This is a genomic window from Haloarcula sp. H-hyl6 (assembly GCF_056934455.1).
The window spans coordinates 459,726-486,299 of the sequence record NZ_JBRIIK010000002.1 but is presented as its reverse complement, the minus strand read 5'-3'; the positions used below and the strand labels follow the sequence as shown (position 1 = coordinate 486,299).

At 66.9% G+C, this 26,574-nt stretch carries 30 protein-coding genes and 1 tRNA gene; 13 read left to right on the top strand and 18 right to left on the bottom strand.

The window, feature by feature from the left end; genetic code table 11:
- Window positions 1-65: 65 nt before the first annotated feature.
- From Hhyl6_RS15930 to Hhyl6_RS15910, 5 genes are all read left to right on the top strand, one after another.
- Window positions 66-626, top strand: a complete 561-nt coding sequence (locus Hhyl6_RS15930; protein WP_483740241.1) for a DUF7998 family protein — start codon at window positions 66-68, stop codon at window positions 624-626.
- 55 nt (window positions 627-681) lie between these two features.
- Window positions 682-990: a hypothetical protein gene (locus Hhyl6_RS15925; RefSeq protein ID WP_483740240.1), complete on the top strand. Its 309-nt coding sequence runs from the start codon at window positions 682-684 to the stop codon at window positions 988-990.
- 43 nt (window positions 991-1,033) lie between these two features.
- Window positions 1,034-1,624: a TetR/AcrR family transcriptional regulator gene (locus tag Hhyl6_RS15920; RefSeq protein ID WP_483740239.1), complete on the top strand. Its 591-nt coding sequence runs from the start codon at window positions 1,034-1,036 to the stop codon at window positions 1,622-1,624.
- Window positions 1,625-1,689: 65 nt separating this feature from the next.
- Entirely contained in the window at window positions 1,690-3,855 is a 2,166-nt protein-coding gene (gene purL, locus Hhyl6_RS15915) for a phosphoribosylformylglycinamidine synthase subunit PurL (RefSeq protein ID WP_483740238.1), read from the top strand.
- 187 nt (window positions 3,856-4,042) lie between these two features.
- Window positions 4,043-4,756, top strand: a complete 714-nt coding sequence (locus tag Hhyl6_RS15910) for a hypothetical protein (RefSeq protein WP_483740237.1) — start codon at window positions 4,043-4,045, stop codon at window positions 4,754-4,756.
- A 33-nt stretch (window positions 4,757-4,789) separates the two neighbouring features.
- Here Hhyl6_RS15910 and Hhyl6_RS15905 read toward each other — a convergent pair whose 3' ends face one another.
- Entirely contained in the window at window positions 4,790-4,981 is a 192-nt protein-coding gene (locus tag Hhyl6_RS15905; protein WP_483740236.1) for a DUF7550 family protein, read from the bottom strand.
- A gap of 105 nt (window positions 4,982-5,086) precedes the next feature.
- On the opposite strand from Hhyl6_RS15905, the gene Hhyl6_RS15900 reads away from it, so the two are divergent.
- From Hhyl6_RS15900 to Hhyl6_RS15890, 3 genes are all read left to right on the top strand, one after another.
- Window positions 5,087-6,175: an outer membrane protein assembly factor BamB family protein gene (locus tag Hhyl6_RS15900; RefSeq protein ID WP_483740235.1), complete on the top strand. Its 1,089-nt coding sequence runs from the start codon at window positions 5,087-5,089 to the stop codon at window positions 6,173-6,175.
- An 82-nt stretch (window positions 6,176-6,257) separates the two neighbouring features.
- Window positions 6,258-7,073 carry an imidazole glycerol phosphate synthase subunit HisF gene (hisF, locus tag Hhyl6_RS15895; protein ID WP_483740234.1) on the top strand — a complete coding sequence of 272 codons (816 nt, stop codon included), beginning with the start codon at window positions 6,258-6,260 and terminating at the stop codon, window positions 7,071-7,073.
- A 237-nt stretch (window positions 7,074-7,310) separates the two neighbouring features.
- On the top strand, window positions 7,311-8,171 hold the full coding sequence (locus tag Hhyl6_RS15890) for a hypothetical protein (protein WP_483740233.1): 861 nt from the start codon (window positions 7,311-7,313) through the stop codon (window positions 8,169-8,171).
- A 15-nt stretch (window positions 8,172-8,186) separates the two neighbouring features.
- Here Hhyl6_RS15890 and Hhyl6_RS15885 read toward each other — a convergent pair whose 3' ends face one another.
- The 3 genes from Hhyl6_RS15885 to Hhyl6_RS15875 all read right to left on the bottom strand — a co-directional run bounded on the left by Hhyl6_RS15885 (window position 8,187) and on the right by Hhyl6_RS15875 (window position 10,232).
- A complete protein-coding gene (locus Hhyl6_RS15885; protein WP_483740232.1) occupies window positions 8,187-8,471 on the bottom strand; it encodes a DNA-directed RNA polymerase subunit L in 285 nt (94 codons plus the stop codon).
- Between the two features lie 118 nt (window positions 8,472-8,589).
- Window positions 8,590-8,853 carry a DUF7410 domain-containing protein gene (locus tag Hhyl6_RS15880; RefSeq protein WP_483740231.1) on the bottom strand — a complete coding sequence of 88 codons (264 nt, stop codon included), beginning with the start codon at window positions 8,851-8,853 and terminating at the stop codon, window positions 8,590-8,592.
- Window positions 8,850-10,232, bottom strand: a complete 1,383-nt coding sequence (locus Hhyl6_RS15875; protein ID WP_483740230.1) for a hypothetical protein — start codon at window positions 10,230-10,232, stop codon at window positions 8,850-8,852. The genes Hhyl6_RS15880 and Hhyl6_RS15875 overlap by 4 nt, the downstream gene beginning before the upstream one ends.
- A gap of 103 nt (window positions 10,233-10,335) precedes the next feature.
- On the opposite strand from Hhyl6_RS15875, the gene Hhyl6_RS15870 reads away from it, so the two are divergent.
- Together Hhyl6_RS15870 and Hhyl6_RS15865 are read left to right on the top strand one after the other, a co-directional pair.
- Window positions 10,336-11,199: a cytochrome c oxidase subunit 3 gene (locus Hhyl6_RS15870; protein WP_483740229.1), complete on the top strand. Its 864-nt coding sequence runs from the start codon at window positions 10,336-10,338 to the stop codon at window positions 11,197-11,199.
- 31 nt (window positions 11,200-11,230) lie between these two features.
- Window positions 11,231-11,473 (top strand): DUF7385 family protein, encoded by a 243-nt coding sequence (locus Hhyl6_RS15865; RefSeq protein WP_483740228.1) that lies wholly within the window; start codon window positions 11,231-11,233, stop codon window positions 11,471-11,473.
- A 30-nt stretch (window positions 11,474-11,503) separates the two neighbouring features.
- Here the strand turns inward: Hhyl6_RS15865 and Hhyl6_RS15860 are convergent, their stop codons facing one another.
- The gene (locus Hhyl6_RS15860; protein ID WP_483740227.1) at window positions 11,504-12,289 is read right to left on the bottom strand and encodes a metal-sulfur cluster assembly factor; all 786 of its coding nucleotides are present in this window, start codon (window positions 12,287-12,289) and stop codon (window positions 11,504-11,506) included.
- Entirely contained in the window at window positions 12,289-13,347 is a 1,059-nt protein-coding gene (locus tag Hhyl6_RS15855) for an amidohydrolase family protein (protein ID WP_483740226.1), read from the bottom strand. The genes Hhyl6_RS15860 and Hhyl6_RS15855 overlap by 1 nt, the downstream gene beginning before the upstream one ends.
- 166 nt (window positions 13,348-13,513) lie before the next feature.
- Between Hhyl6_RS15855 and Hhyl6_RS15850 the strand changes: the two genes are divergently transcribed.
- A complete protein-coding gene (locus tag Hhyl6_RS15850) occupies window positions 13,514-14,554 on the top strand; it encodes an NAD(P)-dependent alcohol dehydrogenase (protein WP_483740225.1) in 1,041 nt (346 codons plus the stop codon).
- Window positions 14,555-14,566: 12 nt separating this feature from the next.
- Here the strand turns inward: Hhyl6_RS15850 and Hhyl6_RS15845 are convergent, their stop codons facing one another.
- Complete coding sequence (locus Hhyl6_RS15845; protein ID WP_483740224.1) at window positions 14,567-14,863, bottom strand: DUF7562 family protein; 297 nt, start codon at window positions 14,861-14,863, stop codon at window positions 14,567-14,569.
- 294 nt (window positions 14,864-15,157) lie between these two features.
- Between Hhyl6_RS15845 and Hhyl6_RS15840 the strand changes: the two genes are divergently transcribed.
- A complete protein-coding gene (locus Hhyl6_RS15840; RefSeq protein ID WP_483740223.1) occupies window positions 15,158-16,003 on the top strand; it encodes a DUF6544 family protein in 846 nt (281 codons plus the stop codon).
- Window positions 16,004-16,152: 149 nt separating this feature from the next.
- On the opposite strand, the gene Hhyl6_RS15835 is transcribed toward Hhyl6_RS15840, so the two are convergent.
- The 10 genes from Hhyl6_RS15835 to Hhyl6_RS15790 form a co-directional block, all read right to left on the bottom strand.
- A tRNA-Thr gene (locus tag Hhyl6_RS15835) sits at window positions 16,153-16,226 on the bottom strand.
- 122 nt (window positions 16,227-16,348) lie between these two features.
- Window positions 16,349-16,762: a universal stress protein gene (locus Hhyl6_RS15830; RefSeq protein WP_483740222.1), complete on the bottom strand. Its 414-nt coding sequence runs from the start codon at window positions 16,760-16,762 to the stop codon at window positions 16,349-16,351.
- A 1-nt stretch (window position 16,763) separates the two neighbouring features.
- Window positions 16,764-17,510, bottom strand: coding sequence for an ABC transporter ATP-binding protein (locus Hhyl6_RS15825; protein ID WP_483740221.1), 747 nt, complete (start codon window positions 17,508-17,510; stop codon window positions 16,764-16,766).
- Window position 17,511: 1 nt separating this feature from the next.
- Window positions 17,512-18,297 (bottom strand): ABC transporter ATP-binding protein, encoded by a 786-nt coding sequence (locus Hhyl6_RS15820; RefSeq protein ID WP_483740220.1) that lies wholly within the window; start codon window positions 18,295-18,297, stop codon window positions 17,512-17,514.
- On the bottom strand, window positions 18,290-19,348 hold the full coding sequence (locus Hhyl6_RS15815; protein ID WP_483740219.1) for a branched-chain amino acid ABC transporter permease: 1,059 nt from the start codon (window positions 19,346-19,348) through the stop codon (window positions 18,290-18,292). The genes Hhyl6_RS15820 and Hhyl6_RS15815 overlap by 8 nt, the downstream gene beginning before the upstream one ends.
- A complete protein-coding gene (locus Hhyl6_RS15810; RefSeq protein ID WP_483740218.1) occupies window positions 19,345-20,232 on the bottom strand; it encodes a branched-chain amino acid ABC transporter permease in 888 nt (295 codons plus the stop codon). Before Hhyl6_RS15810 ends, Hhyl6_RS15815 begins: the two co-directional genes overlap by 4 nt.
- Before the next feature lie 5 nt (window positions 20,233-20,237).
- On the bottom strand, window positions 20,238-21,554 hold the full coding sequence (locus Hhyl6_RS15805; RefSeq protein WP_483740217.1) for an amino acid ABC transporter substrate-binding protein: 1,317 nt from the start codon (window positions 21,552-21,554) through the stop codon (window positions 20,238-20,240).
- A 127-nt stretch (window positions 21,555-21,681) separates the two neighbouring features.
- Window positions 21,682-23,250, bottom strand: coding sequence for an SLC13 family permease (locus Hhyl6_RS15800; RefSeq protein ID WP_483740216.1), 1,569 nt, complete (start codon window positions 23,248-23,250; stop codon window positions 21,682-21,684).
- A 52-nt stretch (window positions 23,251-23,302) separates the two neighbouring features.
- Entirely contained in the window at window positions 23,303-23,554 is a 252-nt protein-coding gene (locus Hhyl6_RS15795) for a hypothetical protein (RefSeq protein WP_483740215.1), read from the bottom strand.
- A gap of 66 nt (window positions 23,555-23,620) precedes the next feature.
- A complete protein-coding gene (locus Hhyl6_RS15790) occupies window positions 23,621-24,601 on the bottom strand; it encodes a class I SAM-dependent methyltransferase (protein ID WP_483740214.1) in 981 nt (326 codons plus the stop codon).
- A 75-nt stretch (window positions 24,602-24,676) separates the two neighbouring features.
- Between Hhyl6_RS15790 and dph5 the strand changes: the two genes are divergently transcribed.
- A complete protein-coding gene (dph5, locus tag Hhyl6_RS15785) occupies window positions 24,677-25,450 on the top strand; it encodes a diphthine synthase (RefSeq protein WP_483740213.1) in 774 nt (257 codons plus the stop codon).
- On the opposite strand, the gene artA is transcribed toward dph5, so the two are convergent.
- Window positions 25,447-26,451, bottom strand: a complete 1,005-nt coding sequence (gene artA, locus Hhyl6_RS15780; RefSeq protein ID WP_483740212.1) for an archaeosortase A — start codon at window positions 26,449-26,451, stop codon at window positions 25,447-25,449. The genes dph5 and artA overlap by 4 nt on opposite strands.
- Window positions 26,452-26,574 lie beyond the last annotated feature (123 nt).

Here is a 26,574-nt window from a genome sequence, read left to right as displayed (position 1 = left end):
CGGAGGGGCTTCCGCCGAACGTGTTCGGGGCCAGCGTCTGTGGGGTGTGGCCCGTACGTCCGCCCATGAGTTTCCTCTCCGGCATCCGCGGCGGCGACGACACCGGGTTCGACGACTACGACGCGTTCGTCCCCGAGCACGTCCCCGACCCCGGCGCGTTCCTCGACGGCCACGACGTGTTGACCGACGCCGACCACGCCGCGTTCCACCGCCTGACGATGGGCCTGTTCGCCGAGCGCGGCGTCTACGACATGACGTTCGGCTACAACCTCGCCCGCCTGAACCTGGACCACCGACACCCCGACGCCGGGTTCCGGTACGCGCGCGAGGCCGACGACCCGGCGGTCCTGCGCGCGGAGTTCACGCCGACCACGGAGTTCTGCCCGCAGAGCGACACGCTCACCGTCGGCGCGTTCCGCGCGTGGAACGGCCTCGCGGAGCGCCACGAGTACGACCTCGTGACGGTCCGCGTCGACTCGATGCACCACCAGAGCGTCGCCATCAACGGCAAACTGTCCCAACTGGAGGAGACGTATCGCGAGACGGGCGAGATACCGAAGGACGTGGGCGGTTCGGACGACGGTGACGACCTGCCCGAGGAGACCGACGTGGAGACGCCGTTCTGAGCGGGCGAACACCTTCGGGACCGGTCACTCCCGGACGGGGAGCGAACCCACGCGTATGTCCGACCGTGCCGAGACAGTCCGTTCGCTGGCTGCCGACCTCGCCGCTCGCCCAGACGTCGCCGACGCGTGGACGGCCAAGAGCTTCACCGACCGACTGCTCGTCGTCGAGCTCCCGGCCGACCGCGACCTCCCCGACGGCGTCGTGGAGACGCTCCGCGCCCGTGGGTTCGTCGGCGCCGACGAGGTGTACGACGCCGACGGGGCCGACGACGCGGCGTTCGCCGGCCAGTTGACCGACGCGCGGCGCTACCGGTTCGTCGACGTCGAGAGCCGCGCCGAACACCGCTCGTACGTCGTCGAGTGAGGCGGTGCGAAAGGCTGAAGCGAGTGAGTACTCACTCGAAGGTATGCCGGAGATGGACGCCGACGCCCGGGCCGAAGTCGCCCTCGCGGTTCGGCGAGCGCTGGCCGAACACGGGTACGAACGGCTCACGACGGCGAAGATAGCCGAACACTACGCGAACAGCGAGGCGAGCCTCTACTACTACTTCGACAGCAAGGACGAGATGATTGCCGCGTTCCTCGACCACGCGGCCGGCGGGTTGGCCGACGAACTGGCGGCGCTTTCCGCCGACGGTCCAGAAGCGGAGTTGCGGGCGGCCTGCGAGTCGCTGTTTCTCTCGCCGGACGACGCGGGCGCGGGCGTCCACGTCGCCATCATGGAACTGCTCTCGCACGCGCCGTACAACGAGACGCTCCGAGAACCGCTCCTCGCGCTCGAATCCGCCACGCTGGACGAACTCGAACGAATCGTCGCCGAGGGCGTCGAGGAGGGCGTATTTCGGGACGTGGACCCGCGAGCGACGGCCGCGTTCCTGCTGGCCGCGGCCGACGGGTCGACCGGGTTTCACATCGCACTGGGGATGGACGTGGGAGCGGACCTGCGGGCCGGGTGGTCGGCGTATATCGACGGTCTGTTAGCGCCGCCCGAGGCGTGACGAGCGCACGCGACGACGCGCCCGCATGGAAAGCGATTTAGCCGGCCGGAGGCACCGACCACCTAATGAGCCTGTCCGACGCTGACCACGACGTCGTGGTCGACGAAATCGGTCGGGAGCCAACCCGGGCGGAGGCCGCTCTCTTCGAGAACCTCTGGAGCGAGCACTGCGCGTACCGCTCCTCTCGGCCGCTCCTGACCGCGTTCGACTCCGACGGCGAGCAAGTCGTCATCGGCCCCGGCGACGACGCCGCCGTCGTCTCGCTTCCGAGCCACGGCGACGGCGAGGAGATGTACATCACCATGGGCGTCGAGTCCCACAACCACCCCTCCTACGTCGACCCGTTCGACGGCGCCGCCACCGGCGTCGGCGGCATCGTCCGCGACACCCTCTCGATGGGCGCGTATCCCATCGCGCTCGCGGACTCGTTGTACTTCGGCGACTTCGAGCGCGAACACTCCCGTTACCTCTTCGAGGGCGTCGTCGAGGGCATCTCCCACTACGGCAACTGCATCGGCGTCCCGACGGTCACCGGGTCGGTGGCCTTCCACGACGACTACGAGGGCAACCCCCTCGTCAACGTCTCCTGTATCGGCCTGATGGAGCCAGAGCGCACCATCACCGCCGAGGCGCAGGAACCGGGCAACAAACTCGTCCTCGTCGGGAACTCGACGGGTCGGGACGGCCTCGGCGGGGCCTCCTTCGCCAGCGAAGACCTCGCGGAGGACGCCGAGACGGAGGACCGCCCGGCCGTGCAGGTCGGGGACCCCTACACGGAGAAACTCCTCATCGAGTGCAACGAGGCGCTACTGGACGAGGAACTCGTCGAGTCCGCACGTGACCTCGGGGCGGCCGGCCTCGGTGGGGCGTCCTCCGAACTCGTCGCCAAGGGCGGTCTCGGCGCCGAAATCGAACTGGACCGCGTCCACGAGCGCGAACCGAACATGAACGCCATGGAGTACCTGCTGGCCGAGAGTCAGGAGCGCATGGTGTACGAGGTCGACCCCGAGAACGTCGACCGCGTGGCCGAACTCGCCGACCGGTACGACCTCGGCTGTTCGGTCATCGGCGAACTCACCGAACCCGGGACGAACTACGTCTGCACGTTCGAGGGGGAGACGGTCGTCGACGTGGACGCGGAGTTCCTCGGGGACGGCGCACCGATGAACGACCTCCCCGCCGAGGAACCGCCCGAACAGGAGCGCGACCTCCCGACGGTCGACCTCTCGGAGGCGTTCGAGCGCATCGTCGCCAGCCCCAACACCGCCTCCAAGCGGTGGGTCTACCGCCAGTACGACCACGAGGTGCAGGTCCGCACGAGCGTCCTACCGGGCGACGACGCTGCCCTCCTCGCCATCCGGGAGGCCGGCACCGGACTGGCCTTCTCGGCCGGCGCGGACCCCAACTGGACCGACGCCGCGCCCTACGAGGGCGCCCGCGCCGTCGCACTGGAGAACGCCACCAACGTCGCCGCGAAGGGGGCCGTGCCCCACGCCGCCGTCGACTGTCTGAACGGCGGCAACCCCGAGAAGCCCGACGTGTACGGCGGCTTCAAGGGCATCGTCGACGGTCTCGCCGACATGTGTAGCGACTTAGACGTGCCCGTCGTCGGCGGCAACGTCTCGCTGTACAACGACTCGAACGCAGGTCCCATCCCGCCGACGCCGACGCTCGCACTCGTCGGCGTCAAGGAGGGCTACGACGCCCCGCCGATGGAACTGTCGGGCGAGGGCACCCTCGTCGTCGTCGGCGACGCCGCCCTCGAAGGCGAGGCCGACCCGCGTCTCGGTGGCTCCGAGTACACCGCACAGTTCGGCGGCACGGACGCGTTCCCCGAACTCCCGGCTGACCCGACGGGCCTCGTCGACACAATCGCCGAGGTTGCCGACGATGACCACGTGCTGGCCAGTCACGACGTGAGCCACGGCGGCCTCGCCGTCGCCCTCGCCGAGATGGTCCACGAGGACGCCGGGGCCAGCGTCGAGATAGAGACGGTCGAACGCGGCACGCGCAAGCGCCTCCTGTTCAACGAACGGCCGGGCCGCGTCGTCTTCGAGACGACCGACCCCGACGCGGTGTCCGAAGCGTTCGACGGCGTCGCCCCCGTGACGGAACTGGGCGAGGCCGACGGCTCGAACCACCTCTCGCTCACCGTCAACGACGACACGCTCCAGTACCACGCGAGCGAAATCGCCGACCTCCGGTCGACCATCGACGACGAACTGGCCTGAGAAGGCATCGCCGAACACCGTTTTCACCGTTCGAACCGTGAGTATACGCCGTCTACGAGTGGTAAGTGTCTGAATACTAAATGAACTAACACTTCTGGCGGTAGGCACCTGCGTTCCCCGCACCGGACCGGGACACGCTGTGACTGCGCCGGCCCGGATTGGAGTGGGGGTCGTGGGGGAGTGAACGATGCAACGACGCGACTATCTCAAGACGATTGGCGGAATCGCAACTGCAACCACCGTGGGCGGCGCCGGACTCATCGCCGCGACGGGCGGAGCGACAGCGACTGCGGGAGGGTCCATCGACAACCCACCGGAAGTGGAAACGGACGACGGTTCCATCAAGTGGGTCGCGACCCAGACGACCGGTCGACTCACGTGGGACGGGTTCGACACGCCCGTCGCGAAGGCACGTATCATGGTGTACGTGACGCTGAAGCGAAACGGGTCGACCATCTGGGGCGAGAACCTCATCCACGACACCGGGATGTTCGAATTGACCGACAGTTGGGGAGGCACCGGCGAAGACGTCGGCCTGAGCGGCGACAGCAGCGACGGACAGGAGGGGTACATCGCCTCCGACGCGGACTGGGGCATCCTCCAGAAGAACGGGAACCACATCTACAACGACGGATACGGACTCCCAAAGAACCCAGGCCCCGTGGCGCCGCTGTTCGCGGATGCCGACGGGTCCGAGACAGCGACGAAAGTCGTCCTCCGGAGCGAGTACCTGCTGTTCGACGCCGACGGCAACGAACTCACGGGCCAGAGCGGCTACCCCGACCGGCCGACGACCAAGTCTTCGTTCGTCGTCACCGTCAACAACCAGACGGCGACGGCGGGATTCGGTGACGAGGACGGCGACGGCGACACCAGCGACTCTGCGACTGTCGGAACGTAATTCGACCCGACTCCACAATTTTTTGGAGAACCCTCAGACGAGCGCGAACGCGATACCGAACGTGAGCGCCAGTCCGACGAGCGCGACCACAGCACCCTTCGACACCTGCGACATCGTGAAGTCGCTCTGTGGCGCCGTCTCTCGGAGCGGCGGTTCCTTCGATGGCAGGTCGACGTTCTCGGGGTCGAACTCCGGTCGGTCCTCGGCGTGGTGGTCGTCTCCCATGTACGGGCGTTCTAACAGCGGCTACCTGTAACTGTCGGATTCGCTCGGTCAAAGCCGGGTTTGAGCTACCTGAAGGCATTTTCCGGTACCGAGTCGATAGCGGCTATGGAGTACACGCGACGACGTCTGTTGGCGACGGTCGGCGGCCTCGGCGCCGCGAGCGTCGCCGGTTGTCTGGACCGAGTGACCGGCCGGCGCCACGAACGCATCGACTGGCACGTCTCGACGGAGGGCACCATCGGTGCGCTCGCCTTCCGGGACGGAACGCTGACCCTCCTGACGATGTGGCGCGCGCTCTCTTTCGACACCGGCGGAACCGAACGCTGGCGCGTTCTGCTGGACGACCCCGACGACACCGTCTGTTACGATTCGGGTCTCGCCGTCGGAGACGCCGACAGCGACGGCTTCGTGTACGTCTCTGGCTGTGCGAGCACGCAGGCGTTTGCGAGCGCCGACGGCACGCAGGTCTGGGAGACGCCGGACGTGGCGTCACAGGAGTCCATTACCGCGGTCGGCGGGACAGTCTACGTGAGCGGCGGTGGGCTGACGGCCCTCGCCAGCGCCGACGGGTCCGTCCGGTGGACGGCGCTCGACGACGCCGACGGACTCACGCCCCCGGGGGCGACGGCGGAGACTGTCGTCGTCGGGAGCGACCACGGCACCGTCTACGCGCTGGACGCCGCCGACGGCTCCGAGCAGTGGCGAACCGACCTCGGGGACGACCGGACGCAGACGCCGACACTCACCGACGGCACGGTGTACGTCGCGACGAGCGTCCCGGACGAGGACCGAGGCGAGTTGGTGGCGCTGGACGCGGCCGACGGGCGCGAGCGCTGGCGAGTCGACACCGGACAGGCGCTGGCCGACAGTCGGCCGGTTCTCTCCGACGAAACCGTGTTGCTCGGCACGGCGAGCGGGTCCCTACACGCCCACCGCCGAGACACCGGGGACCAGCGGTGGCGCTTCGACGCCGACGACTGGCTGGTGACCCAGCCAGCTATCGCCTCCGACCGCGGGACGGCCTACGTCGGGAGCAACGACGGCAACTGCTACGCGGTGTCGATGACCGACGGGAGCGAACGCTGGTCGGTCCCGGTCGGGTACAGTTCCGCCACGCCCGTCGTGGTCGGCGACCGACTCGTCGTCGGCAGTCACGACGGCCTGTTCGCGCTCCGGCGCGGCGACCTGAACTGACCCCCGGCCCAGTGGCGGGCCTCCGAGACGTTGCACCAGTCGAAACCGTCAAACGGCCCTGTGGCAAAGGTTCGAGTATCAGATGACCCTCACCAAGCGCATCATCCCCTGTATCGACGTCGACGTCGACGAGAACGGGGAGGCCGCCGTCTACACCGGCGTCAACTTCGAGGACTTGGAGTACACCGGCGACCCGGTGGAGATGGCCAAAGCCTACAACGAGTCCGGGGCCGACGAGTTCGTCTTTCTGGACATCACCGCCTCCGCCGAGGGGCGCGAGACGATGCTCGAAACCGTCTCGGCTGTCGCTGACGAGGTGTTCATCCCCCTCACGGTCGGCGGCGGCATCCGCACCCGCGAGGACATCAAGGAGACCCTGCGGGCGGGCGCCGACAAGGTGTCCATCAACTCCGGCGCCATCGCGGACCCCGAACTCATCGAGGAGGGGGCCGCCGCCTTCGGCAGTCAGTGTATCGTCATCTCGCTGGACGCCCGCCGGCGCTTCGACGACGAGGGCGACCACTACGTCGAGGTGGACGGCGAGTCCTGCTGGTTCGAGTGTACGGTCAAAGGGGGCCGCGAGGGCACCGGACTCGACGCCGTCACGTGGGCCAAAGAGGCCGAGGAACGCGGTGCCGGCGAAATCTTCGTCAACTCCATCGACGCCGACGGGACGAAGGACGGCTACGACATCCCGCTGATGAAAGCCGTCTGTGACGCCGTCTCGACGCCCGTCATCGCCTCCTCCGGGTGTGGCAGTCCCGCCGACATGGAAGAGGTGTTCGTCGAGGCGGGTGCCGACGCCGGACTGGCTGCCTCCATCTTCCACTTCGGCGAGTACTCCATCGCGGAGACGAAAGAGTATCTGGACAGCAAGGGGATTCCGGTCAGGTTGTAGGACGGGTCGGAGCGAGCATCGCGAGCGACGACGCGCCTTTTTCGCCCACGTTTTTGCGGCGAGTGGTGCGCCCGTGGCGCACCCGAGTCGGAAAAAGGTGGGAACGGGGTATCTGGACAGCAAGGGGATTCCGGTCAGGTTGTAGGACGGGTCGGGGGCCGTCGCGGACGCTGACTCTCACACAGTCGAACGCCGGTTCCGCGTACTCTTTGTAGCTCGGTCACCTACGGTTACCCAATGGAATGGCGGTGTGAGTGGTGTGGCAAGCCGCACGAGGAGAACGACCCGCCCTGTGACAACTGTGGCCACGGCACCTTCGAGCGGGCGGTCCAGCCCGTCGGCCCGGACCGGACCGACGACGGCGAGGCCCACGGCGGCTCCGTCTGGGTCTGTCAGGACTGTGGCCGCCAGCACCAGCGCAACTCCCCGCCCTGCAGACGGTGTGGGGGCGCGGACTTCGAGCGCGAACCGGTCGCCGCTACCGACCCGCTCGCGGACATCGGCACGAGTTGGCGAGACATCCTCGAACCGAAGTACGTCGCCGGTTACGCCGCGGTCGCTCTCCTGCTGGGCGTCGTCCTCCTGAGCGTCCTCGGCGTCGTCACGCTTCCGGGGTTCGGCGGGGCGACGGCGGCCGGGCCGCCCGCGATTCCCGACGCGCCCGGGAGTGCGGACTCGGTTGACGGCCTCTCGCTGGCCGCGACCGAAGACGCCTACGTCGAGGCGCTGAACGAGCGTCGGTCGAGCGAGGGAGCTAGCGCGCTGAGTCGGAACGCCACGGCCGACGACGCCGCGGCCTACTACAACAAGGCCATCGTCGCCGCCCGCGCCGGCGACGGGTCCGGGCCCGAGCAGGACGCGTTCCAGCGGTTCGACCTCGCCTGCGAGCGCCCCAGCGTCGTCGCCTATCAGGTGGCCTACGACCGGACCGGGCGGTCGGTGAGCGACTTCGACGGCGAGGCGGCGCTTGCGTCGGCGCTGGTCGATAGCTACGTCGAGCGCGGGAACCGCTTCCGCGCCGCAGAGTCGGGCACCGTCGGCGTCGACGTCCACGTCGCGCCGGACGGGAGCGTGTTTGTCACCTACGTCGTCTGCTGAGAGGAGAGAGAAACGTTACGCGGCGGCTTCGAACGCTTCGGTGAGGCTGTCGGCCTTCTCGATGACGCGGTCCGTCCCGTCCTCGAGGGCGTCCAGCGCGTCCACGTCGGCCTCCGTCTTGATGGTGAGGACGGGGTCGGTCTGTCCACCGGACTGCTCGGGGTTCACGTCGTACGTCGCCGCGGTGACCCCCTCGGTCTCCAGCAGGGCCCCCTTGATGACGTTCATGAACGTGTGGTCCTCGCCCGCAATCTCGATAGAGAGTTCCGTGTCGGATTTGTCGATGACGCGAAGGTCCATGCCTACGTGTACTGGCGCTGGCACCCATCAACGTGTCGCTTCTCCGTAGTTGGGCGCGGCGTCGTGTGACCTCTCCCACTCCGAGCAGCCGACCGGACGGAACACGGGCCAATCGTACTCAGACGAGGGCGTATATCATCAGGAGGACGAAGTATATGGCCACCAGCGCACCCAGCGCCTGCAGGCGGAACGAGGCCAGCGCATCTTCCTCCTCGTCGTGGGCCTCGCGGAACGCCGCCACTTCGTCGTCGTCGAGTTCGCCGGGGTGGTCGAGGCCGCGGTGGAGCGCCACCCACTCCTCGCGGGCGAACGGGCGGCCGCAGTAGCCACACTCGTAGGGCGATGCGTCGGCGGGCACGTCGTACTCGTGGTCTGCTGTCATAGGTGGGGAAGGGGCACCTCCGGGCGCGAGACGACCCACAGGCTGGTCATCGTGTAGAACACCATCACGGCGACGAAGGGGTACTGCGAGCGGATGGCCTGCAACCGGGCGGGAAAGAGGTCGAACGCGGCGGCGTGGGCCACCCAGATGGCGACGAGGTGGCCGACGATGACCGCCGCCAGTGCGAGGCCCCCGAACCAGCCCGGCAGTTGGTAGACGGGCACCGACGCGGGGTCGGCGAAGGGGCCGACGAGCGCCGTCCCCAGCGCCGGTGCGAGAAAGAGGAAGTACCCGAGGTAGTGCGCGAAGTGGTAGCCGGCGGCGATGGCCAACAGCGGCGGGGCGAACCGCTCGGCGAGTTCGTCGGGTTCGAGGTACGTCTCGGCCGTCCGCGTGCTCACTCGCACCGCGAGTCGGTAGACGCCGAGAAAGAGGCCGAACCCGAGGAGGAGGGCGAGCGGATACAGCAGGTGCGGCGGGAGGCCAGCGTCCACCAGCGGCCTCGTCAGGTCGCGCCACGCCGGCGTCGTCACGAGGCCGTCGTAGGTGGTCACCCACAGGAGCGCGACGACGAACGCCACTTCGTCGCGCCCGTCGACGAGTCGGGGGGTCGAGAGGGCCGTGCCGGGCAGTCGAATGCGGAGGTTGCCCGCCTCGTCGCGGCCGACGGGGGCGACGCGGCCGTAGTAGCGAAAGACGCGCTCGACCGGGTCGGCCTCGGCGAACCACGTCTCGCGGCCGAAGACGACGCTTCCGGCGAGCGTCAGGACGCTGTATCCGAGGACGGCCGTCGCCAGCAGTCTCGCGTCGTCGGCCAGCGGACTCACCACCTCCAACCAGACGAGCGCCAACAGACCGACGACACTGGGCCACGCGCCCAGTCGGTCGGGGTACGGCCGGTCCAGCGACGGGAGGGCCAGCGCGATGGTCGAGAGCGGGTTGAGAACCCGCCAGCTATTGCCGACCAGATACGTCGTCATGGCGAGGCCGGCCCACCACCCCACCCACACGAGCAGGATTGCGAGGTTCGTGCGCGGCGTCGTCGGGCCGAGAAAGCCCACGACGAGGACGGCGGCGAGGCCGACGAGTCCGACGGCCCGGCCGACCAGCCTGGGAATCCGGACGCCGCCGTCGACTATCGGGGCGCCCCACGCGTGGACCCGTTCGACGAACGAGCGGTCCGTGACGAACGACGCCAGCAGGAACGACGCGCCGACGGCCGCCCCGCCCGTCGAGAGGAACAGCCACGTTGGAATCGTCAGCGACTCGCGCCCGCCGGTGGCCAGACTCCCGCCGTGGGCGCTCGCCGTCCCGGCGGCGAACAGCCAACAGAGCGACGCGACGACCATCGCGGCGACGCGGCGTCGGCGTGCTGTCATCGGCGGGGCTAGGACCTTCGGGGCCGTGTAGTTTCCGACATCGGCCTCCGTCGGGCGCGCGGAATTGGATGGGCTTTTAGTAATCGCTTCGCAAGGGACCGGTATGAGCCAGATTGAAGAACACACGGAGAGCGGACACGGGGACCACCACCTCCCGGCCACGGAGGACTGGCCCCGCGGTTTCGGCGAGGCGAGTTGGTGGCCGTTCGTGACCGCAATCGGCGGGTCGGGCATCTACATCGGGGCGGCACTGCTCGTCCTCTCGGTGGGCGAGAACGCACTCGTGAGTACGACTATCGGTGCCGGCGCGACAGTCGCCAGCGTCGGCCTGTTCCTCGTCGGGATATACGGCTGGCTCTACCACGCGTTCGTCTCTGACTTCTGGGAACGCGGCACGAATCACCACTCCGGTCGGACGCTGAAGTTCGCGATGTTGCTGTTCCTCGGGTCCGAGGTGGCGACGTTCGGCGCCGGCTTCGTCTACTACTTCATCGTGCGCGGGACGGACGTGTGGACTCAGGCCGCCATCCCCCACGTATGGGGCTCGCTCGTCGTCGTCAACACCGTCATCCTGCTAATCAGTTCGGTGACGCTGCACTACAGCCACGTCGCCCTGCTCAACGGGGACCGCTCGCGGTTCATGAAACTGCTCGGTCTGACGCTCCTGCTGGGAATCGTCTTCATCGGCGGGCAGGTGTACGAGTACTACGAGTTCATCGTCCACGAGAACTTCACTATCGCGGAGGGTATCTACGGTTCTGCGTTCTACGGCCTGACCGGCCTACACGGACTCCACGTCACGATGGGGGCCGTCCTGCTGGGCATCGTCTTCGTCCGGGCGTACTACGGCCAGTACTCCCCGGAGCGGCACACCTCCGTCTCGACGGCCTCGATGTACTGGCACTTCGTGGACGTCGTCTGGGTGTTCCTCGTGGTCGTCCTCTACATGGGCGCGAACCTCGTCTAAGGTTTAAGCGACTCCCTTCCCTCCGTTCTCTATGGACCGACTCGACGTCAGCGACGGCTTCGACGTCCACGACTACCGCCACGGCATGAAACTCCTGAAACAGGACCGTGGCACGTTGACGCTGGAGAACCGAGACGGGTTCGCCTGTCCGGCGTGCGACGAACCGTTCGAGCGTCTGTTCGTCACCGAAAACCGGACCAGCACGTTCGGGAAACCCGGGAGCCCGTTCTGTCTCGTCCGCACCGACGAACAGATACTGGTGTTGACACACTGACGGCGGGACAGAAGCGGGTCTCCGGCCCCGTCAGTCCCGGTCTAGTTTTGCCCGTCTGGACTCGTTCAGCGCGTCACAGACCGCGCCCTGCCCACCGACGTTGACGCTCGCCAGACGGGTCCGCTTCTGCATCGTCTCGAACTGCTCGACCGGAATCGGGTCCCCGTCTTGGGTACGGAACAGGCGGTCGTCGGCGTCTGTCACGTGGCCGCTGGCCCGCGCCTTCTCCAGATACTCGGCGACCGGGGACCGCTCGACGACGACGTTGACGCCGTCAAGTCCGACCACGGCCCCGGTCTCGGTCAGGTCGACGTCGCCGCGTCTGAGACCGACTATCTGCTCGGGAGAGAGGCCCGCCGCACGGCACGCCGAGACGGCGTCGTGTTGCCGGGCGAAGCGGGCCTTGTCGTCCAGCGTGGCCCGGACGGCGTCCACGCCGCCGTCGGCGTCGGGGAACACCGACCCGAACGAGTCGCGGGCGTTGACGCCCCGGGTTATCTCCTCGCCGTGCATGTGGTCGCGGAGTTCGATACGCACCGACTCGGTCTCGGGGAGGTCCTCGATTTCGTCGCGAGCGTCGGTGGCCATCATCCACGCGAACGCCGGCGAACACCACGCCGTCGGAAGGGTGAACGCGACGTCGACCGCCCCGTCTTCGACGTCGACCCGGTCGACGTAGTCCAGTTCGACGATAGAAGCGTCGAGTTCGGGGTCGTCCACGCGGTCCAGTCGGTCCCAGACCGCATCTCGGGGCGGGTCGGTGGTCGCGGCGGCCGACGAGGTGCCCGCCGAGCGCTCGGGCGAACTCCCCGACATCAGTCTGCGGCGGCGTCCGGAGCGCCGTAGTGGTCCGAGAGTCCGAACTGGTCGGTGATGTCGTCGTTCTGGAACGTCTTCTTTTTGGCCTCGATGTCGATGTCGTACAGTTCCGCGGCGTTCTCGCCCATTATCTTCTTCATCACGTCGATGTCGAGTTCGACGCCGTACTCGTCTCTCTGCTCGTCGGTCATCTCGGCGTTCATCACCGTCTCGACCAGCCAATCCGGGTTCCAGAGCGCGTAGTCCGACCCGAACAGGATGCGGTCCTCGCCCAGCCAGTACAGCAGTTCGCCCATTATCTCGCCGAACTTCCGGGGCCGGTTCTGGGCCATCGGCGCCGCGACTGCCAGCCCCCCGTAGACGTTCGGTTCCTGTGCGGCTATCCAGCAGAAGTCGTCGAGTCGTGGGAGGCCCACGTGTTCGACGACGAAGTCCAGTTCGGGGTAGGAACTGGCGGCGTCGTCGACGTCGGCCACGTCGAAGGCGTCGCGGTTGAGCGGGCGAATCGTCGGCCCCTTGTGCGCGTGTATCTTGTCGATACCCAGTTCGGCGCACTTGTCGAGGAACTCGAACGACTCCTCGCTGTCCAGCCGCCACCCTTTCGAGTCGCCGTTCCACTCGGCGGTGTACAGTTTCACGCCCTCGATGTCGTACTGCTCTTTCTGCCGTTCGAGGTCGCGAAGGCCCGCCTCGCCGTCCCGGGGGTCGAACCGCCCGTTGTTGACGAACCGCTCTGGGTACTTCTCGGCCAGTTCGGCGTTCTGGTCGATGGTGTTGAACCCCTCCTTGTAGAAATCAGTGAGGTAGGACGGCTGGAAGATGCCCATGTCGACGGCGGCGTTCTCGAAGAGGTCCCGAACCATTCGGTCGGCCCCGTACTTCCGGTACTCTTCGAGCGTCCACTCTCGCTCTTCCGGTGTGAACCCCGTGTGATAGTCGTAGAAACACTGGATGAACTGCTCACCCCCCTCGTGCTTGATGTTCTCCTCGGACGCGTCCCACAGGTGAACGTGTCCGTCGATGACGAATATCTCCTCGCCGTTTGCCTCGTACATACAGCCACGAATGAGGACGCAACCCAGATAACTATCATTGAAAATAATTAGGTAATACTGTGGGGCTGTCGTTTAGATGTTATTTACCGACGCCATATGTCGGTCATCGATGTGATGTATAATTTATAATGTATGTTTATGATGGTGTCTGCCGCAGATTGATGCGATGCGCGCAGCGAGACTCCACCAGTACACGGACGACATGGCACACGGCCTCTCGATAGACGAGGTCGACGCGCCACAGGTAACGAACAGCGGCGACGTCGTGGTCGACATCGAGGGCGCTGGCTGGTGCCAGACGGACAACCACATCATCGAGGGGATGTGGACCGACTACGTCGAGCAGACGCTCCCGCTGACGCTGGGTCACGAGAACGCGGGCACGGTGGTCGAGACGGGCGACGAGGTGACGATAGTCTCGGAGGGCGACCAGGTCATCTGTCACCCCGTCCAGACCTGCGGGACCTGTCGCCCCTGCCGGCAGGGCGAGACGATGTACTGCGAGAATTCGGCGTTCAACGGTCTCACGGTCGATGGCGGCTTCGCCGACCAACTCCACACCAGCGAGCGGTCGGTCATCCCGCTCCCCGACGGCGTCGACCCGGCGGCCATCGCCCCGCACGCCGACGCCGGCATCACGGCCTACCACGCCGCGAAGAAAGCCGTTCGCGGGCTGAACCCCGGTGACACGGCCGTCGTCGTCGGCATCGGTGGTCTCGGTCACATCGGCCTCCAGTGCATCGACGAGATGAGCGCCGCCGACATCGTCGCCGTCGACATCAAACAGGAAGCCCGTGACCTCGCCACAGACCTCGGCGCTCACTACACCGTCGACCCCCAGAGCGAGGACGTGGCGAGCGAGATAGCCGACATCACCGACGGCGTCGGCGCGGCGCAGGTGCTCGACTTCGTCGGGGCCGACGAGACGACGGCGCTGGCCCCGGACATCTGTGCCGCGGGCGGCGACCACCACATCATCGGCTACGGCGGCCACATCCACGAACCTGCACAGGCGCTCGTCAACGGCGAGTTCGCCTATCAGGGCAACATCGTCGGCCAGTACACCGAACTGCAGGAACTGGTGGCACTGGTCGAACGCGACGCCGTCCAGTTACATACGACCCAGTACGAACTGGACGAAATCAACACCGTGGCCGAGAAACTGGAACACGGCGAAATCGAGGGCCGGGCGGTCATCACGCCCTGACTGCTGGGCGGGTCAGCGCCGGCCCTCGGGTGCCTCGTCGCGCGCGAGACCACAGTACCGCCGGAGGAAGGTCTCCCGGTCGGTCGTTCCCGCGCCGGCCTCGACCAGTCGCTCTTCCAGCCCTCGTCGCGGACTGTGACAGCACTCGCGGTAGCAGGGCTTACAGAGGAACTCGAAGGACTTCTCCTCGCGGTTCCAGCGGTCGCCGTGCTTGTCGTACTCGCGGGCGTCGTCGCGTGCCACCGATTCGCCGCAGGCGAGACAGGTCACCTCGCCGCCGTCGCGGTGCCACGCGTTCCGATACGACACGGCTCAGTCACCTCCGCTCCGCACGTGGTCGTCGGGCGTCTCGGGCCGTCTGTGAGTGCGTCGTGACATCGGCGCTCGACCTGTCCTTCGACCGCACTGCGAGTCTGTCTACTGCACCACCTGTGAGGGACGTTTATACCGCGCTCGTGACGGTGGGCGCTCGTCCCTCTGCGGCGCTGTCGTGCTATCACACGCCTCAGCCACCTATTTCTCGCCTCCGCGACGACTAGCACACGAGCGACGATGTCCCTAGAGTCCACTCACCACTCGGCGTCGGAGCACCAGACACGACGGGTGTCACGTCGAACCGTCCTGCTCGGTCTAGCGGCCGCCGTGGTCGGTACCGTCCTCGCGGCAAAGCACCGGCTAGCGTCGCGCACGACGCGACTGACGGCCGACCTGCGTGGCGCGTCCGATGGGGGCGCCGGTGTCGTCACCGAAAGCGACGTCGCCGACCTGCCGGACCCGGTCCGCCGGTACTTCGAGACGGTCCTCGGCCCCGGGACACCCCACGTCCGCACCGCGAGACTGACCCAGCGAGGCGAGTTCCGCCTCGGCGACGCCGACTCGGCGTGGTACCCCTTCGACGCCACGCAAGCGTACGCCGTCGACCCGCCGGGGTTCGTCTGGGACGCGACGATACGGTTGGGGTCGGTGCTGCCGGTACACGTGGTCGATAGCTACGTCGGCGGGACGGGGTCGCTCGCCGCCCACCTCCTCTGGACGGTTCCCGTCGCCGACGCCGACCCGTCGCCGGAACTCGACGCCGGCGAACTGACCCGCTATCTCGCCGAGGCCGTCTGGTTCCCGACGGCGCTCCTGCCCGAGAGCGGCGTCGAGTGGACGCCCGTCGACGACAGCACCGCGCGGGCCACCATCACCGACGGCGACCTCTCGACGTCGCTCGACTTCCACTTCGACGAGGACGACCTAGTCGACCGAGTGGTCGCCGACGAGCGATACCGCGCCGTCGACGACGGGTTCGAGACGGCACGCTGGACCGGGTACTTCGGGGACTACGCCGAGCGCGGAGGGATGCTCGTGCCGACGCGTGGGACAGTCGAGTGGAACCTCCCCGAGGGTGACCTGCCCTACTGGCGCGGGGCGATTACCGGGTTCGAGTTCGAGACTGCGGAGTAAGGGCGCGACGATAGCGACGTTACTGACGGCTAGTGTCGAGAGACACAAGCCGGTGGAGGGGATTGTGTACCACGGTCGGAGTAAAGCCCTCCCTGATTCAAATCCCGCCACAGAGGTCTCTCTCGACCTCGTGGTACTCGGTCAGAAAGAGCCGGTGGAGGGATTTGAACCCTCGGCCTAATCCTTACGAAGGATTCGCTCTGCCAGTCTGAGCTACACCGGCGCGGGCACACACTGCCAGACGCACGTTGCGACAACTCGTCTCGGGTGTGCCTGTCTGCAACCCTTACTTGCAGCGATAACCGCAATAAGGATTGCGAATCGGGGCCGTCGAGGGACGCGTTCTCACGCCTCGCGGGCGCCGACGACGGTGACCGGGACGTCCGACTCCAGCAACACCTGCTGGGCGACGCTCCCGAACACGACTTTCCCCGTCGGCGAGCGCTTTCGGGACCCCATGGCGATGTGGTCGACGTCGAACTCCTCTGCCAGTCCGAGGATGCCGTCGGCCGGCGGCAGACTGCCCTCGGCCAGTTCGACGGCGATGTCGCGCTCTTCGAGGTAGTCGCGGACCAACCGGACGGTCTCGACGCGGTCGACCGACTGCAGTTCTTCCGGTGCGTCTATCTCCTCCGGGGTCAGCGCGTGGGTCACTATCGCTTCGATGTTCTCCGCGGCGGTCGGCAGTTCCGCCACGAAGGCGGCCTGGCCGCGGGCACGGTCCGGGTCGGCGTCGACGGGTACGAGTATGCGGTACATGTTAGCCACCGAGGTAGAGTCGTCCGACCTCCTCGTCGTTCAGGAGTTCGGTGCCGGTGCCGGTAAACTTTATCTCCCCGCTGGCGAGGACGAACCCGCGGTCGGCGACCGAGAGGCCCTTCTCGGCGTTCTGTTCGACGAGCAGGATGGTCGTCCCGAGGTCGTTGAGTTGCTCGATGCGCTCGAACACGTCGTCGATGAACCGCGGTTCGAGACCGATAGACGGTTCGTCGAGCATCATCAGGTCCGGGTCGACCATCAGCGCACGGGCCAGTTCCAGCAGTCGGCGCTGGCCCCCGGAGAGGGTGCCGGCCTTCTGCTGGCGGATGTCGCCCAGCACCGGGAACTCGTCGTACAGCACCTCGGCGCGCTGGGCGGCCTGTTCGTCGTCGTCGAAGACGTAGCCGCCCATCAGCATGTTCTCCTGGACGGTCATGCCCGGGAACACGCTGGCGTCCTGCAGGACGTAGCTCATCCGGTTCTTGAGGTTCTCCTGGGGCGAGCGCCCCGTAATCTCCTCGTCCCGGAACGTGATGGTCCCCGACTGCACGTCGGCGAAGCCGTAGATGCTCTTCATCAGCGTGGACTTCCCAGACCCGTTCGGGCCGATGAGACACGCTATCTGTCCCTCCTCGACGGACATGCTGACGTCGTGGAGTACGGTCGTGTTGCCGTACCCCGAGGTCACGTCGTCCATCGAGAGTATCGGGTCGGTCGTCGTGGTGGTGTCTGTGTCTGTCGTGGCCATCTCACTCCCTCCCGAGGTACGCGTCGAGGACGCGCTGGTCGTTCTGAATCTCCTCCGGCGTGCCCTCGGCGATGCGCTCGCCGTGGGCGAGGACGTAGATGCGGTCCGCTATCTCCATCACGAAGTCCATGTTGTGTTCGATGAGGAAGATGGTCGCCTCCTCGTCCTCGTTGGCGGTGCGGATGTACTGTATGAGGTTCTCCAGCATGGAGGGGTTGATACCCCCCGCCGGTTCGTCCATCAACAGCAGGTCCGGTTCGGCCATCAACTCCATCGCGAACTCGATGAGTTTCTGCTGGCCGAAGCTCAGTCGACCCGCGCGAGTGTCCGCGAGGCCGCCGAGGTCGACGTAATCCAGCAGTTCTTCGGTCCGTTCGAGCAGCGAATCGTCGGGTCTGCGAAGCAGGTTCCCGACGTTCGCACCGCCCTCCTGGGCGGCCAGTAGCAAGTTCTTGCGGACGGTCATGTCCCCGAAGATGCGCGTCTCCTGGAACATCCGCCCGAGACCGGCCCGTGCAATCTTGTACTCGGGCCAGTCGGTGACGTCCTGTCCCTGCAAGTAGACGCTCCCCTCGTCGGCGTTGAGCGTCCCGGTGATGCAGTTGAACAGGGTCGACTTGCCGGCCCCGTTCGGGCCGATGAGACCGACGATTTCGCCCTTGTGTACCTCGACGTCGACGTCGTCGACGGCGGTGAGGCCGCCGAAGCGTTTGGTGACGCCGTCGGTCCGCAGAACTGCGCGGTCGCCCTGCGGGTCGGTCGCAGCGGCGTCGGTCGCCTTACTCATCCTCGTTCACCTCCTCACCGCTGTCGGTGGCGGCCATGCCACCGCGCTTGTAGTAGTCCATCTGGCTCGCGTACTCCCGGAGGGTGCCGACGAACCCCTCGGGGAACCCGATGACCGTCACGATGACGACGACGCCGAGCAACACGAGTTGCCACCCGACGAAGGCCGTCTCCACGATTTCGATGACGGTGTGGAGGCCGAACGCACCGATGACCGGGCCGGCGACGGTGCCGGACCCGCCGAGCAGCGCCATGGCGATGAGTTCGACGTTCCACGCGCCGTTGTAGGCCGTCTGTGGGTCGATGAACGTGTTGAACAGGCTGTAGGCGCCGCCAGCAAGCCCCGTGAAGAGGCTGGCCAGCATCCACGCCGCCGTCTTGTAGTAGGTCGTGTTGAACCCCATGGCAGTGGCCTTTTCCTCGTCGTCGCGGATGGCGTTCAGGATGAAGCCAAAGCGCGTGTTCGAGAGGTAGTAGACCACTGCCATCTCGGCGACGAGGACGGCGAAGAACAGGTAGTAGAAGACGGTCCCCGACGGGACTTCGAGCAGAATCTTCCCGCTCGCACCCCCGGTGATGTCGAGGTTCCGGGATATCTGCTGGGCCGCGAGCAGGACGCCCAGCGTCGCGATGGCGAAGTAGTGGCCCCGGAGGCGCAACACGACGGCGCCGATGACCGCCGCGAAGGCCACGGCGACGAGGCCGGCGACGACGAGTGCGACCGGGAACGAGACGGCGAAGTCCTTGACGAGGATGGCCGTGGTGTACGCACCGATGCCGAAGAAGGCCATGTTCCCGAAACTCGGGTAGCCGGTCTGTCCACCGACGATGTCCCACGAGAGCGCGAGGATGCCGAACAGGAACATCTCCGAAACGACCGTCATGTAGTACCCCTGCTGGAGGCCGAGCACCGGCGGGAGCGCGCCGACCACCGCGCCGGCCGCCAGGAGCTTCCAGCCGTGAGCGCCACAGACGTCGAACAGCCGGTCCACCTGGTCCGGCGGGAGGATAGAGCGGAGCAATCCGCTGCTCGACTCCGACTCCGCACTCATTGTTCTGCCCCCTCACCGAACAGGCCCTGCGGTTTGACGACGAGCAGGACTATGAGCAGCGTGAAGCTCACCGCCAGCGTCCACTTCGAGGAGATGAACCCCGCGGTCAGTTCCTCGACAGACCCCAGTAGCAGCCCGCCGACGAGGGCACCGGGGATGGAGCCGACGCCGCCGAACACGACGATGACGAAGCTCTTCAGCGTGTAGATGAGCCCCATCTGTGGCTGGATGTTCAGGATGGTCGCGATGAACGCGCCGACGCCCCCGGCGATGGCCGAGGAGACGCCGAACGTCACCGCGCGGGTGTGTTCGACGTCGATGCCGACCAGCGCCGCGGCCTCCGGGTTCTGTGAGACGGCGCGGATGGCCCGCCCCGTCCGGGTCCGCTGGAGGAACACCCACAGCAGCGCCGTCAGGACGATGGCGCCGACGAACGCGACCAGTTTCATCTTCGGGACGACGAGCCCCACCACCGTGAACGACGGGTCGGCGAAGCTGACCTGAATCGACCGCGGGTTCGCCGACCACGCCTGCAACGCCAGTTGCTGGATGGCGATGCTGATGCCGAACGTGACCAGCAGGGTCAGGAAGATGTCCGTCCCGATGACCCGCGAGACCAGCGTCCGCTGGAGCGCGTAGCCGACGCCGAACAGCACCAGGATGGCCACCGGGATGGTCGCGAGGAACAGCAACGGCGACCCCTCGGCGTTGCCGGTGATGAGGGACAACACCCAGTAGGAGGTGTAGCCGCCGAGCATCACCATCTCGCCGTGGGCGAGGTTGATGATGTCGACGACGCCCCAGATGAGCGCGAACCCGACGGCTACCGCCGCGAACAGAGCTCCGATGAGCAGGCCGTTGACGACGAACTGCGTGAACGGCATCTGTCTCAGCGCTCACTCCAGTCTGGCATCGGGTAGATGGGGTCGGACTGGGCGACGTTCTCGGGGTACGTAATCTGGAGTCCGGGGTCCGGCTGCCACTGGTAGACGAGCATGTTCTTGTCGATGACCCCGCTGTCGTCGAAGGCGACGTTGCCGTACACCGACGAGAAGTCCGACTTCCGAATCTGGTTCCGGACCGGCGTGGGCCCGAGTTCGCTGACGTTCTTGAACGCGTTCATGAACGTCAGGATGACGCCCTCCCCGGCGGCGCTGTGGTAGTCCGGCGTGTAGCCGTAGTTCTCCTCGATGGCGGAGACGAAGTCGCCCGTGGTGCCGAAGACCGGGTCCTCGAAGTCGGCGTTGACCGCCCACGAGGAGGGGCCGTACATGTAGTCGCCGTTCGGGCCGACCTCGTTCTTGAACGACTCGTTGAGGCTGCCGACGGTCCCCATCGCCGCGTCGACGTTGACGTTCTGGCTCTCCATCTGGTTGGCCAGGATGATGTTGTGCTTCTGGTGGGCACACAGCAGGAGGATGTCGGCGTCCTGGTTCCGGACCTTCCCGAGGTTCGTCGAGAGGTCCGACGTATCGGACGGGAACGTCGCGTCGACGACGATTTCGAGGTCGGTGTTCGAAATCTTCTGCCGTGCCCCCTCGGCGGTGGACTGGCTGAACGTCCCGTCCTCCGCGAGGATGGCGATGGACTCCGGCGCCTGGTCCTGCGCGAGGCACATGTCGATGAAACTCTTCGCGTACTTGTTGGCCGTCGGCAGGAGGCCGAATATCCACTCGTTGCCCTGACTGAAGATTTCGGGGCTGGCACCGCCGCCCTCGACCATCGGCTTCTGGTTCTGTGCGGCCACCGCGCTGGCCGGCAGCGTCACCGTACTGGAGTACGGCCCCAACAGATAGTCGATGTTCTCCCGGTCGATGAGTTCCTGGTAGATGGACTTCGACGCCGAGGCGTCCGTCCCGTCGTCGCGCAACACCATCTCCAGTTCGTACGTGTTGCCGTCGCCGGCCTCGAACCCGCCCGACTCGTTGATTCGCTGGATGGTGAGTTCGTACGCGTCCTTGTACAGTTTCCCGAGGTCGGCGTTGTCGCCGGAGAGACTCATCGACCCGCCGAGGCGGATAGTGTTCGTCCCGCCGCTGCCGTCGCCGGTGGAACCACCGTCGCTGCCGCCGTCGCCGCCCTCGCCGCCGTCACCGCCACCGCCGTCGCCGCCATCACCGGAACAGCCAGCGAGTCCGGTCAGTCCTAGCACGCCTGCGCTCCCCGCAACCTTGATAAACTGCCGTCGGTCGTGTTTTCGGGTCATTGGTTTGTGTAGCGCGTGTATCAGTGATACACGCTCTGTACGGGCCAATGTGATGGACTCTATTAAACATTAAGGATTGCTTGGCAGTCGGTGCCGAGGGACACCGAGTCGCGTGGGCTGTGGGCCCTCACCAGAGGACGGTCGGCCACAGCACCGAGAAGAAGACGACGAGCAACAGCGTGAGGACGACCGTCATCAGGACGTTCAGGACGACGCCCGCGCGAATCATGTCCCGCTGTTCGAGGTGGCCGCTCCCGAAGACGATAGCGTTGGGCGGCGTCGCCACGGGGAGCGCGAAGGCGAAACTGGCGGCGATGGCGCCCGTCACCGTGAGGAACACCGCCGCCGGGACCGGGTCGACGCCGAGCGTCCCCGCGAGGACGCCCCCCAGGCCGACGAGAATCGGCGCGACAATCGTCGTCGTGGCCGTGTTCGAGGAGAGTTCGGTGACGAGGATGGTGAAGACGACGACCGAGAGGACGACCAACACCAGCGGCGCGCCGACGACGGCGTCGAAGACGCGCCGGGCCAGCCACTCCGTCGCGTCGGTCTCGGCCAGCGCGTCGGCCAGCGAGATGCCCCCGCCGAACAGGACGATGGTCCCCCAGTCGATGTCGACGAGGTTCTCCCAGTCGTCCGCGTCGGCGAGCACCAGCGCGGGGATGGCCAGCAGACCGACGACGACGAAGTACAGGACGCCCCGGTGACCGGTCAACCCGAAGACGCTCTCGCCCTCGCCGCCGAACAGCGTCACGAACCACGGGTCCGGGAGGACGCCCTCGAAGAGGAACCCCAGGCCGCCGAGAATCCACAGGCCGGCCGTCGCCGCGAAGATGTAGGCCGCACGCCGGCCCCGCGAGGAGAGGGCGCCCTCCTCTTCGAGGTACGTCGCCGCCTGCTCCTGTGCGCCCTGCACGCTGTCGATTTCGGGCGGGTACAGCCAGAAGGTCAGGACGTACCACGTCAGTGGGAGCGTGACGACGACGACCGGGAGGCCCACGGCGAGCCACTGCGCGAAGGATATCTCGACGCCGACCAGTCGGTCGAGGAAGGCGACCGCGACGACGTTCGGCGGCGTCCCGATGAGCGTCCCGACCCCGCCGACGCTCGCGGCGTAGGCCGTCCCCAGAAGCGTCGCCACACGCATGTTCGACACTTCGCCGTCGGGGGACTCTCTGCCGACCACCTGCGCGAGGACGCCGAGCGCGACGGGCGTCATCATCGCCGTCGTCGCGGTGTTCGACACCCACATCGACATGAACGCCGTCGCGAGCATGATGGCGAGGATGAGCAGACGCGGCGACCGCCCCATCCGGTTGATGAGTGTCAGCGCCAGCCGGCGGTCGATGTTGTGTGTCTGGAGCGCCTTCGCGAGCATGAACCCCGCGACGAACAGGAAGATGAGCGGGTCGGCGAAGCCCGACAGCGCCCGCTCCATCGAGTCGTAGATACCGAAGGTGGTCAGCGCCACCGGGATGAGCAGCGCCGTCACGGGTAACGGGAGCGCCTTGGTCACCCAGAGGATGGCCGCCAGCGCCATCGTCGCCAGCGCGTACTGGGCCGCCGGGTCCAGTCCCGACGGCGCCGGTGCCCCGGCGACGAGCGCGGTGACGACGACAGCGGTGCCGAGTGCGGCGGCGAGGCGCCGGGGCCGCGCGTGTCCGTTCCACGTCACCGCCGACACCCCCAGCCGCATCGTTCTCTCGTCCCTCTACCCTCCGTCGGCCGCGTGTGTACCCCCGTCATTCTCAGAAGTTCTCCACCAGTACGCACAGCTGTTCGTCGGTCATCTCGGCGCGATACAGGTCGAACAGTTCCTCCAGTCGCGCCTCCGAGAGGCTACGGGTGTCGCTCTCGAGCATCGAGACGTGTGCCTGCATGATGTCGTCGACTTCCGCCTCGACCTCTCGCTGTCCGAACCCGGCCGCGACGCGGAGTAGTCGCCACGCCATGGGCGAGATGTCACGAACGTCGATGTCGTCGGCCGCGCTCACACCCATCTGTCGCTAGTTCGCACCACCTGCCCGACCCACATAACTGTTCGTCACAGGCCGGCCGGGAGGCGGTCACCGGCGGAGTCGTACGTCCAACACGACGTTCTGTTCGCCCGGCGCGTACGACCGGACGGCCCGGCGCGTCTCGACGGACACCTCGTACTCGGGTTCGGCCGCGGCGCGTATCGCCCGCTCTCCGGGGCCGTACAGGTCCTCGTCGGGTTGGATGTCGTAGTAGTGGACCACGCAGTCGTCGCCCGCCAGTCTGACCGCCGTGTCCACGAACTCGTCGGCGCTGTGCGGGAGATTCATCACGACGCGGTCGGCCCACCCCTCGTACTCTGCCGCGACGTCGCGGACGTCCCCGCAGATGGCCGTGATGCGGTCGGCGACACCGTTGCGTTCGGCGTTCCGCCGGAGGTACTCGATGGCCGCCTCGTTGATGTCCGTCCCGACGCAGGTGGCCCCGCGCTTGGCGAACGGGACGACGAACGGCCCGACGCCTGCGAACATGTCGAACGCCTGTTCGCCCTCGCGGACCTGTTCGACGACGCGGTGGCGTTCGGTCGCGAGACGGGGCGAGAAGTACATCTTCGCGAGGTCCAGTTCGAACGCGCAGCCGTACTCGCGGTGGAGGACTTCGGTGGTGTCGCCCGCCAGCACCTCCCAGTCCCGGACCCGCTGTTCGCCTTTAATCTTCGAGGCGCGGTTCAGCACGCCCTCGACTGGCAAGTCCGAAGACACGATGGCGTCGGCTATCTCGCGTGCCCGCTGTGGGTCGTCTTCGTCGACGATGACGATGTTCCCGATGCGCTCGTAACTCGGGTCGAAGCCGAGGACGTCCGCCGGCATCGTCTGGCCTTCGCGGACCGGCGCGTCGAACTCCACGACTGCGAGGTCGTCGGGGACGGCCGTCGGGTCGGTGACCGGGATGTACAGCGACCCGTCCTCGACAGTGATGTCGTAGCCGTCCTCGACGAGGCCAGCCTCGGCAAGTCGCTTGCGGGTCGCCTCGCCGTCCTCGCGAGCGACGCGAACGCAGGGAACGCCCATACGCTCTCTCCCCGACCACGGGCGGTAAGCCTGACGCTTCGCGCCCTTTATCCCCCGCGGCGACCGACGGAGGGTATGCTCACCTTCGTCGGACTCGGCCTCTACGACGAGCGGTCCGTCACCGTCGCCGGGCGGGACGCCATCCGGGACGCCGACCGCGTCTTCGCGGAGTTCTACACCAGTCGGCTGGTCGGCACAGACCTCGAATCGCTGGAAGCCTACCACGACACGACCATCGAGGTTCGTGACCGCGCCGGCGTCGAACAGGACCCCGAACCGGTTCTCGACGCCGCGGAGACGGCAGACGTCGTCTTCCTCACCGCCGGTGACACGATGGTCTCGACGACCCACACGGACCTCCGCCTGCGCGCCGAGGAGCGCGGCATCGAGACCCGCGTAATCCACGGGACCACCGCACAGACCGCCGCGGCGTCGCTGACCGGCCTCCAGAACTACCGCTTCGGGAAGGCGACGACGCTCCCGTTCGAACAGGCCCACGGCGGCGACGGCGTCCCCGACAGCGTCGTCCGAACCATCGAAGACAACCGGTCCCGCGACCTCCACACGCTGGTCTATCTGGACATCAAGGTCGACGACCCCCACTGGGACGACAGCGACGACACGTACATGACCGCCGACCACGCCGCCGGGTTACTCGCGCCGGAGTTCCCCGAGACGCTGGGCGTCGTCGTGGCCCGCGCCGGCAGCCCCGACCCGACAATCGTCGCCGACACGCTCGACGAACTCGCCACGCAGTCCTTCGGCGACCCGCTTCACATGTTGGTCATTCCGGCCGAGCGCCACCCGATAGAGGAGGACGCCCTGAGCGCCATCGCCGGCGCTCCCTAGTCGTCGCCCGGTGCGGCCGCCGTTTCCGTCTCCTCGGCGTCGGTAGCGAACGCGCTCTGGAGGTCGTACTCCGTCCCCGTCACGAGGAAGAGCAGGTCTTCGACGAGCACGGTTATCTCCGGTAGCTCTCGGACGAGGAGCCACGTGATGACGACCAGCACCACCACCGACCCCGTCTGTGCGAGGATGCGGTCGGCGACGTAGTACGACACCATGCGCGGGTCCGAGAGGCCGAACAGCGAGATGATTACCCCTTCGAACCACTGCATCCGCTGCTGGCCGAACGAGATGGCGATGAAGACGTTTCTGAACAGGTTCAGGACGTAGATGACCGGCACCGTCACCGCGAGCGCCCGGAGCTTTCGGCGCCACGGCGCCGACACAGCGAGGATGCCGCCGGCGAAGATGGAGATACTGCCCATGCCCGTACACGCAAGCAGGATGTTGTACGTGATTGGGCCCTCCTCGTGTTCGAACCAGAACGTGCTCTCGTAGGGGTACTGCTTCGTGGCGATTCGGATGCCCTCGTGCGTGAAGCCGTCGACGACCAGCGGGTCGACGCCGACCAGCGACAGCAAGAACGCCGTCTGGTCGGTGACCAGTTCGACCAGCCACTGTCGCAGCGGGTCGACGGTGATGAACGGGACGTAGACGATACCCATCAACCCCACCGCTCGCGTCAGCACGAACAGCGAGTCCCGCCCGTTCCAGAGCAGGTAGCCCGCGTACAGCGACAACGGCACGGCCGCCAGCCCCCCCACGCCTTCGATGGCGCTCTTCTGTGTCAGGATGAAGTGCGGTGCGAGCACCAGCCAGAACACGGCGAACAGTCCCCACCCCGTGACTGCGACGCGGCGAGCCCACTCCTCGTCGTACCGGTGGAGGACGGCACTTCCGAGAAAGGTCGCGAGTACCAGCCACATCAGGGGCTCCGACCACACCAGCGGGTCGAACGACAGCCCACCGAGCGAGACGGTAGACTGCAGGACGGGGGGACGCATTGTGCCTACGTTGGCTAATACTGCCTATATGCTTTGTCGTTGCGCCGACGTGTGGCCGCCGTTCCCACCCGTGGCGCCGGTGCTGCCGCTACCGACGTACCGCGCGAAAGAAAGGGCGAAAGT

What these genes read in the sequence shown, in the direction of transcription:
- Hhyl6_RS15830 (WP_483740222.1), bottom strand. Translation starts at nt 16,762, where the DNA reads ATGTACCGCATACTCGTACCCGTCGACGCCGACCCGGACCGTGCCCGC.
- Hhyl6_RS15825 (WP_483740221.1), bottom strand. Translation starts at nt 17,510, where the DNA reads ATGGCCACGACAGACACAGACACCACCACGACGACCGACCCGATACTC.
- Hhyl6_RS15810 (WP_483740218.1), bottom strand. Translation starts at nt 20,232, where the DNA reads ATGCCGTTCACGCAGTTCGTCGTCAACGGCCTGCTCATCGGAGCTCTG.
- Hhyl6_RS15880 (WP_483740231.1), bottom strand. Translation starts at nt 8,853, where the DNA reads ATGACAGCAGACCACGAGTACGACGTGCCCGCCGACGCATCGCCCTAC.
- Hhyl6_RS15920 (WP_483740239.1), top strand. Translation starts at nt 1,034, where the DNA reads ATGCCGGAGATGGACGCCGACGCCCGGGCCGAAGTCGCCCTCGCGGTT.
- Hhyl6_RS15875 (WP_483740230.1), bottom strand. Translation starts at nt 10,232, where the DNA reads ATGACAGCACGCCGACGCCGCGTCGCCGCGATGGTCGTCGCGTCGCTC.
- Hhyl6_RS15925 (WP_483740240.1), top strand. Translation starts at nt 682, where the DNA reads ATGTCCGACCGTGCCGAGACAGTCCGTTCGCTGGCTGCCGACCTCGCC.
- Hhyl6_RS15815 (WP_483740219.1), bottom strand. Translation starts at nt 19,348, where the DNA reads ATGAGTGCGGAGTCGGAGTCGAGCAGCGGATTGCTCCGCTCTATCCTC.
- Hhyl6_RS15910 (WP_483740237.1), top strand. Translation starts at nt 4,043, where the DNA reads ATGCAACGACGCGACTATCTCAAGACGATTGGCGGAATCGCAACTGCA.
- Hhyl6_RS15870 (WP_483740229.1), top strand. Translation starts at nt 10,336, where the DNA reads ATGAGCCAGATTGAAGAACACACGGAGAGCGGACACGGGGACCACCAC.
- Hhyl6_RS15890 (WP_483740233.1), top strand. Translation starts at nt 7,311, where the DNA reads ATGGAATGGCGGTGTGAGTGGTGTGGCAAGCCGCACGAGGAGAACGAC.
- Hhyl6_RS15850 (WP_483740225.1), top strand. Translation starts at nt 13,514, where the DNA reads ATGCGCGCAGCGAGACTCCACCAGTACACGGACGACATGGCACACGGC.
- artA (WP_483740212.1), bottom strand. Translation starts at nt 26,451, where the DNA reads ATGCGTCCCCCCGTCCTGCAGTCTACCGTCTCGCTCGGTGGGCTGTCG.
- Hhyl6_RS15865 (WP_483740228.1), top strand. Translation starts at nt 11,231, where the DNA reads ATGGACCGACTCGACGTCAGCGACGGCTTCGACGTCCACGACTACCGC.
- Hhyl6_RS15805 (WP_483740217.1), bottom strand. Translation starts at nt 21,554, where the DNA reads ATGACCCGAAAACACGACCGACGGCAGTTTATCAAGGTTGCGGGGAGC.
- hisF (WP_483740234.1), top strand. Translation starts at nt 6,258, where the DNA reads ATGACCCTCACCAAGCGCATCATCCCCTGTATCGACGTCGACGTCGAC.
- Hhyl6_RS15885 (WP_483740232.1), bottom strand. Translation starts at nt 8,471, where the DNA reads ATGGACCTTCGCGTCATCGACAAATCCGACACGGAACTCTCTATCGAG.
- Hhyl6_RS15820 (WP_483740220.1), bottom strand. Translation starts at nt 18,297, where the DNA reads ATGAGTAAGGCGACCGACGCCGCTGCGACCGACCCGCAGGGCGACCGC.
- Hhyl6_RS15905 (WP_483740236.1), bottom strand. Translation starts at nt 4,981, where the DNA reads ATGGGAGACGACCACCACGCCGAGGACCGACCGGAGTTCGACCCCGAG.
- Hhyl6_RS15795 (WP_483740215.1), bottom strand. Translation starts at nt 23,554, where the DNA reads ATGGGTGTGAGCGCGGCCGACGACATCGACGTTCGTGACATCTCGCCC.
- purL (WP_483740238.1), top strand. Translation starts at nt 1,690, where the DNA reads ATGAGCCTGTCCGACGCTGACCACGACGTCGTGGTCGACGAAATCGGT.
- Hhyl6_RS15930 (WP_483740241.1), top strand. Translation starts at nt 66, where the DNA reads ATGAGTTTCCTCTCCGGCATCCGCGGCGGCGACGACACCGGGTTCGAC.
- Hhyl6_RS15800 (WP_483740216.1), bottom strand. Translation starts at nt 23,250, where the DNA reads ATGCGGCTGGGGGTGTCGGCGGTGACGTGGAACGGACACGCGCGGCCC.
- Hhyl6_RS15855 (WP_483740226.1), bottom strand. Translation starts at nt 13,347, where the DNA reads ATGTACGAGGCAAACGGCGAGGAGATATTCGTCATCGACGGACACGTT.
- Hhyl6_RS15790 (WP_483740214.1), bottom strand. Translation starts at nt 24,601, where the DNA reads ATGGGCGTTCCCTGCGTTCGCGTCGCTCGCGAGGACGGCGAGGCGACC.
- Hhyl6_RS15900 (WP_483740235.1), top strand. Translation starts at nt 5,087, where the DNA reads ATGGAGTACACGCGACGACGTCTGTTGGCGACGGTCGGCGGCCTCGGC.
- dph5 (WP_483740213.1), top strand. Translation starts at nt 24,677, where the DNA reads ATGCTCACCTTCGTCGGACTCGGCCTCTACGACGAGCGGTCCGTCACC.
- Hhyl6_RS15860 (WP_483740227.1), bottom strand. Translation starts at nt 12,289, where the DNA reads ATGTCGGGGAGTTCGCCCGAGCGCTCGGCGGGCACCTCGTCGGCCGCC.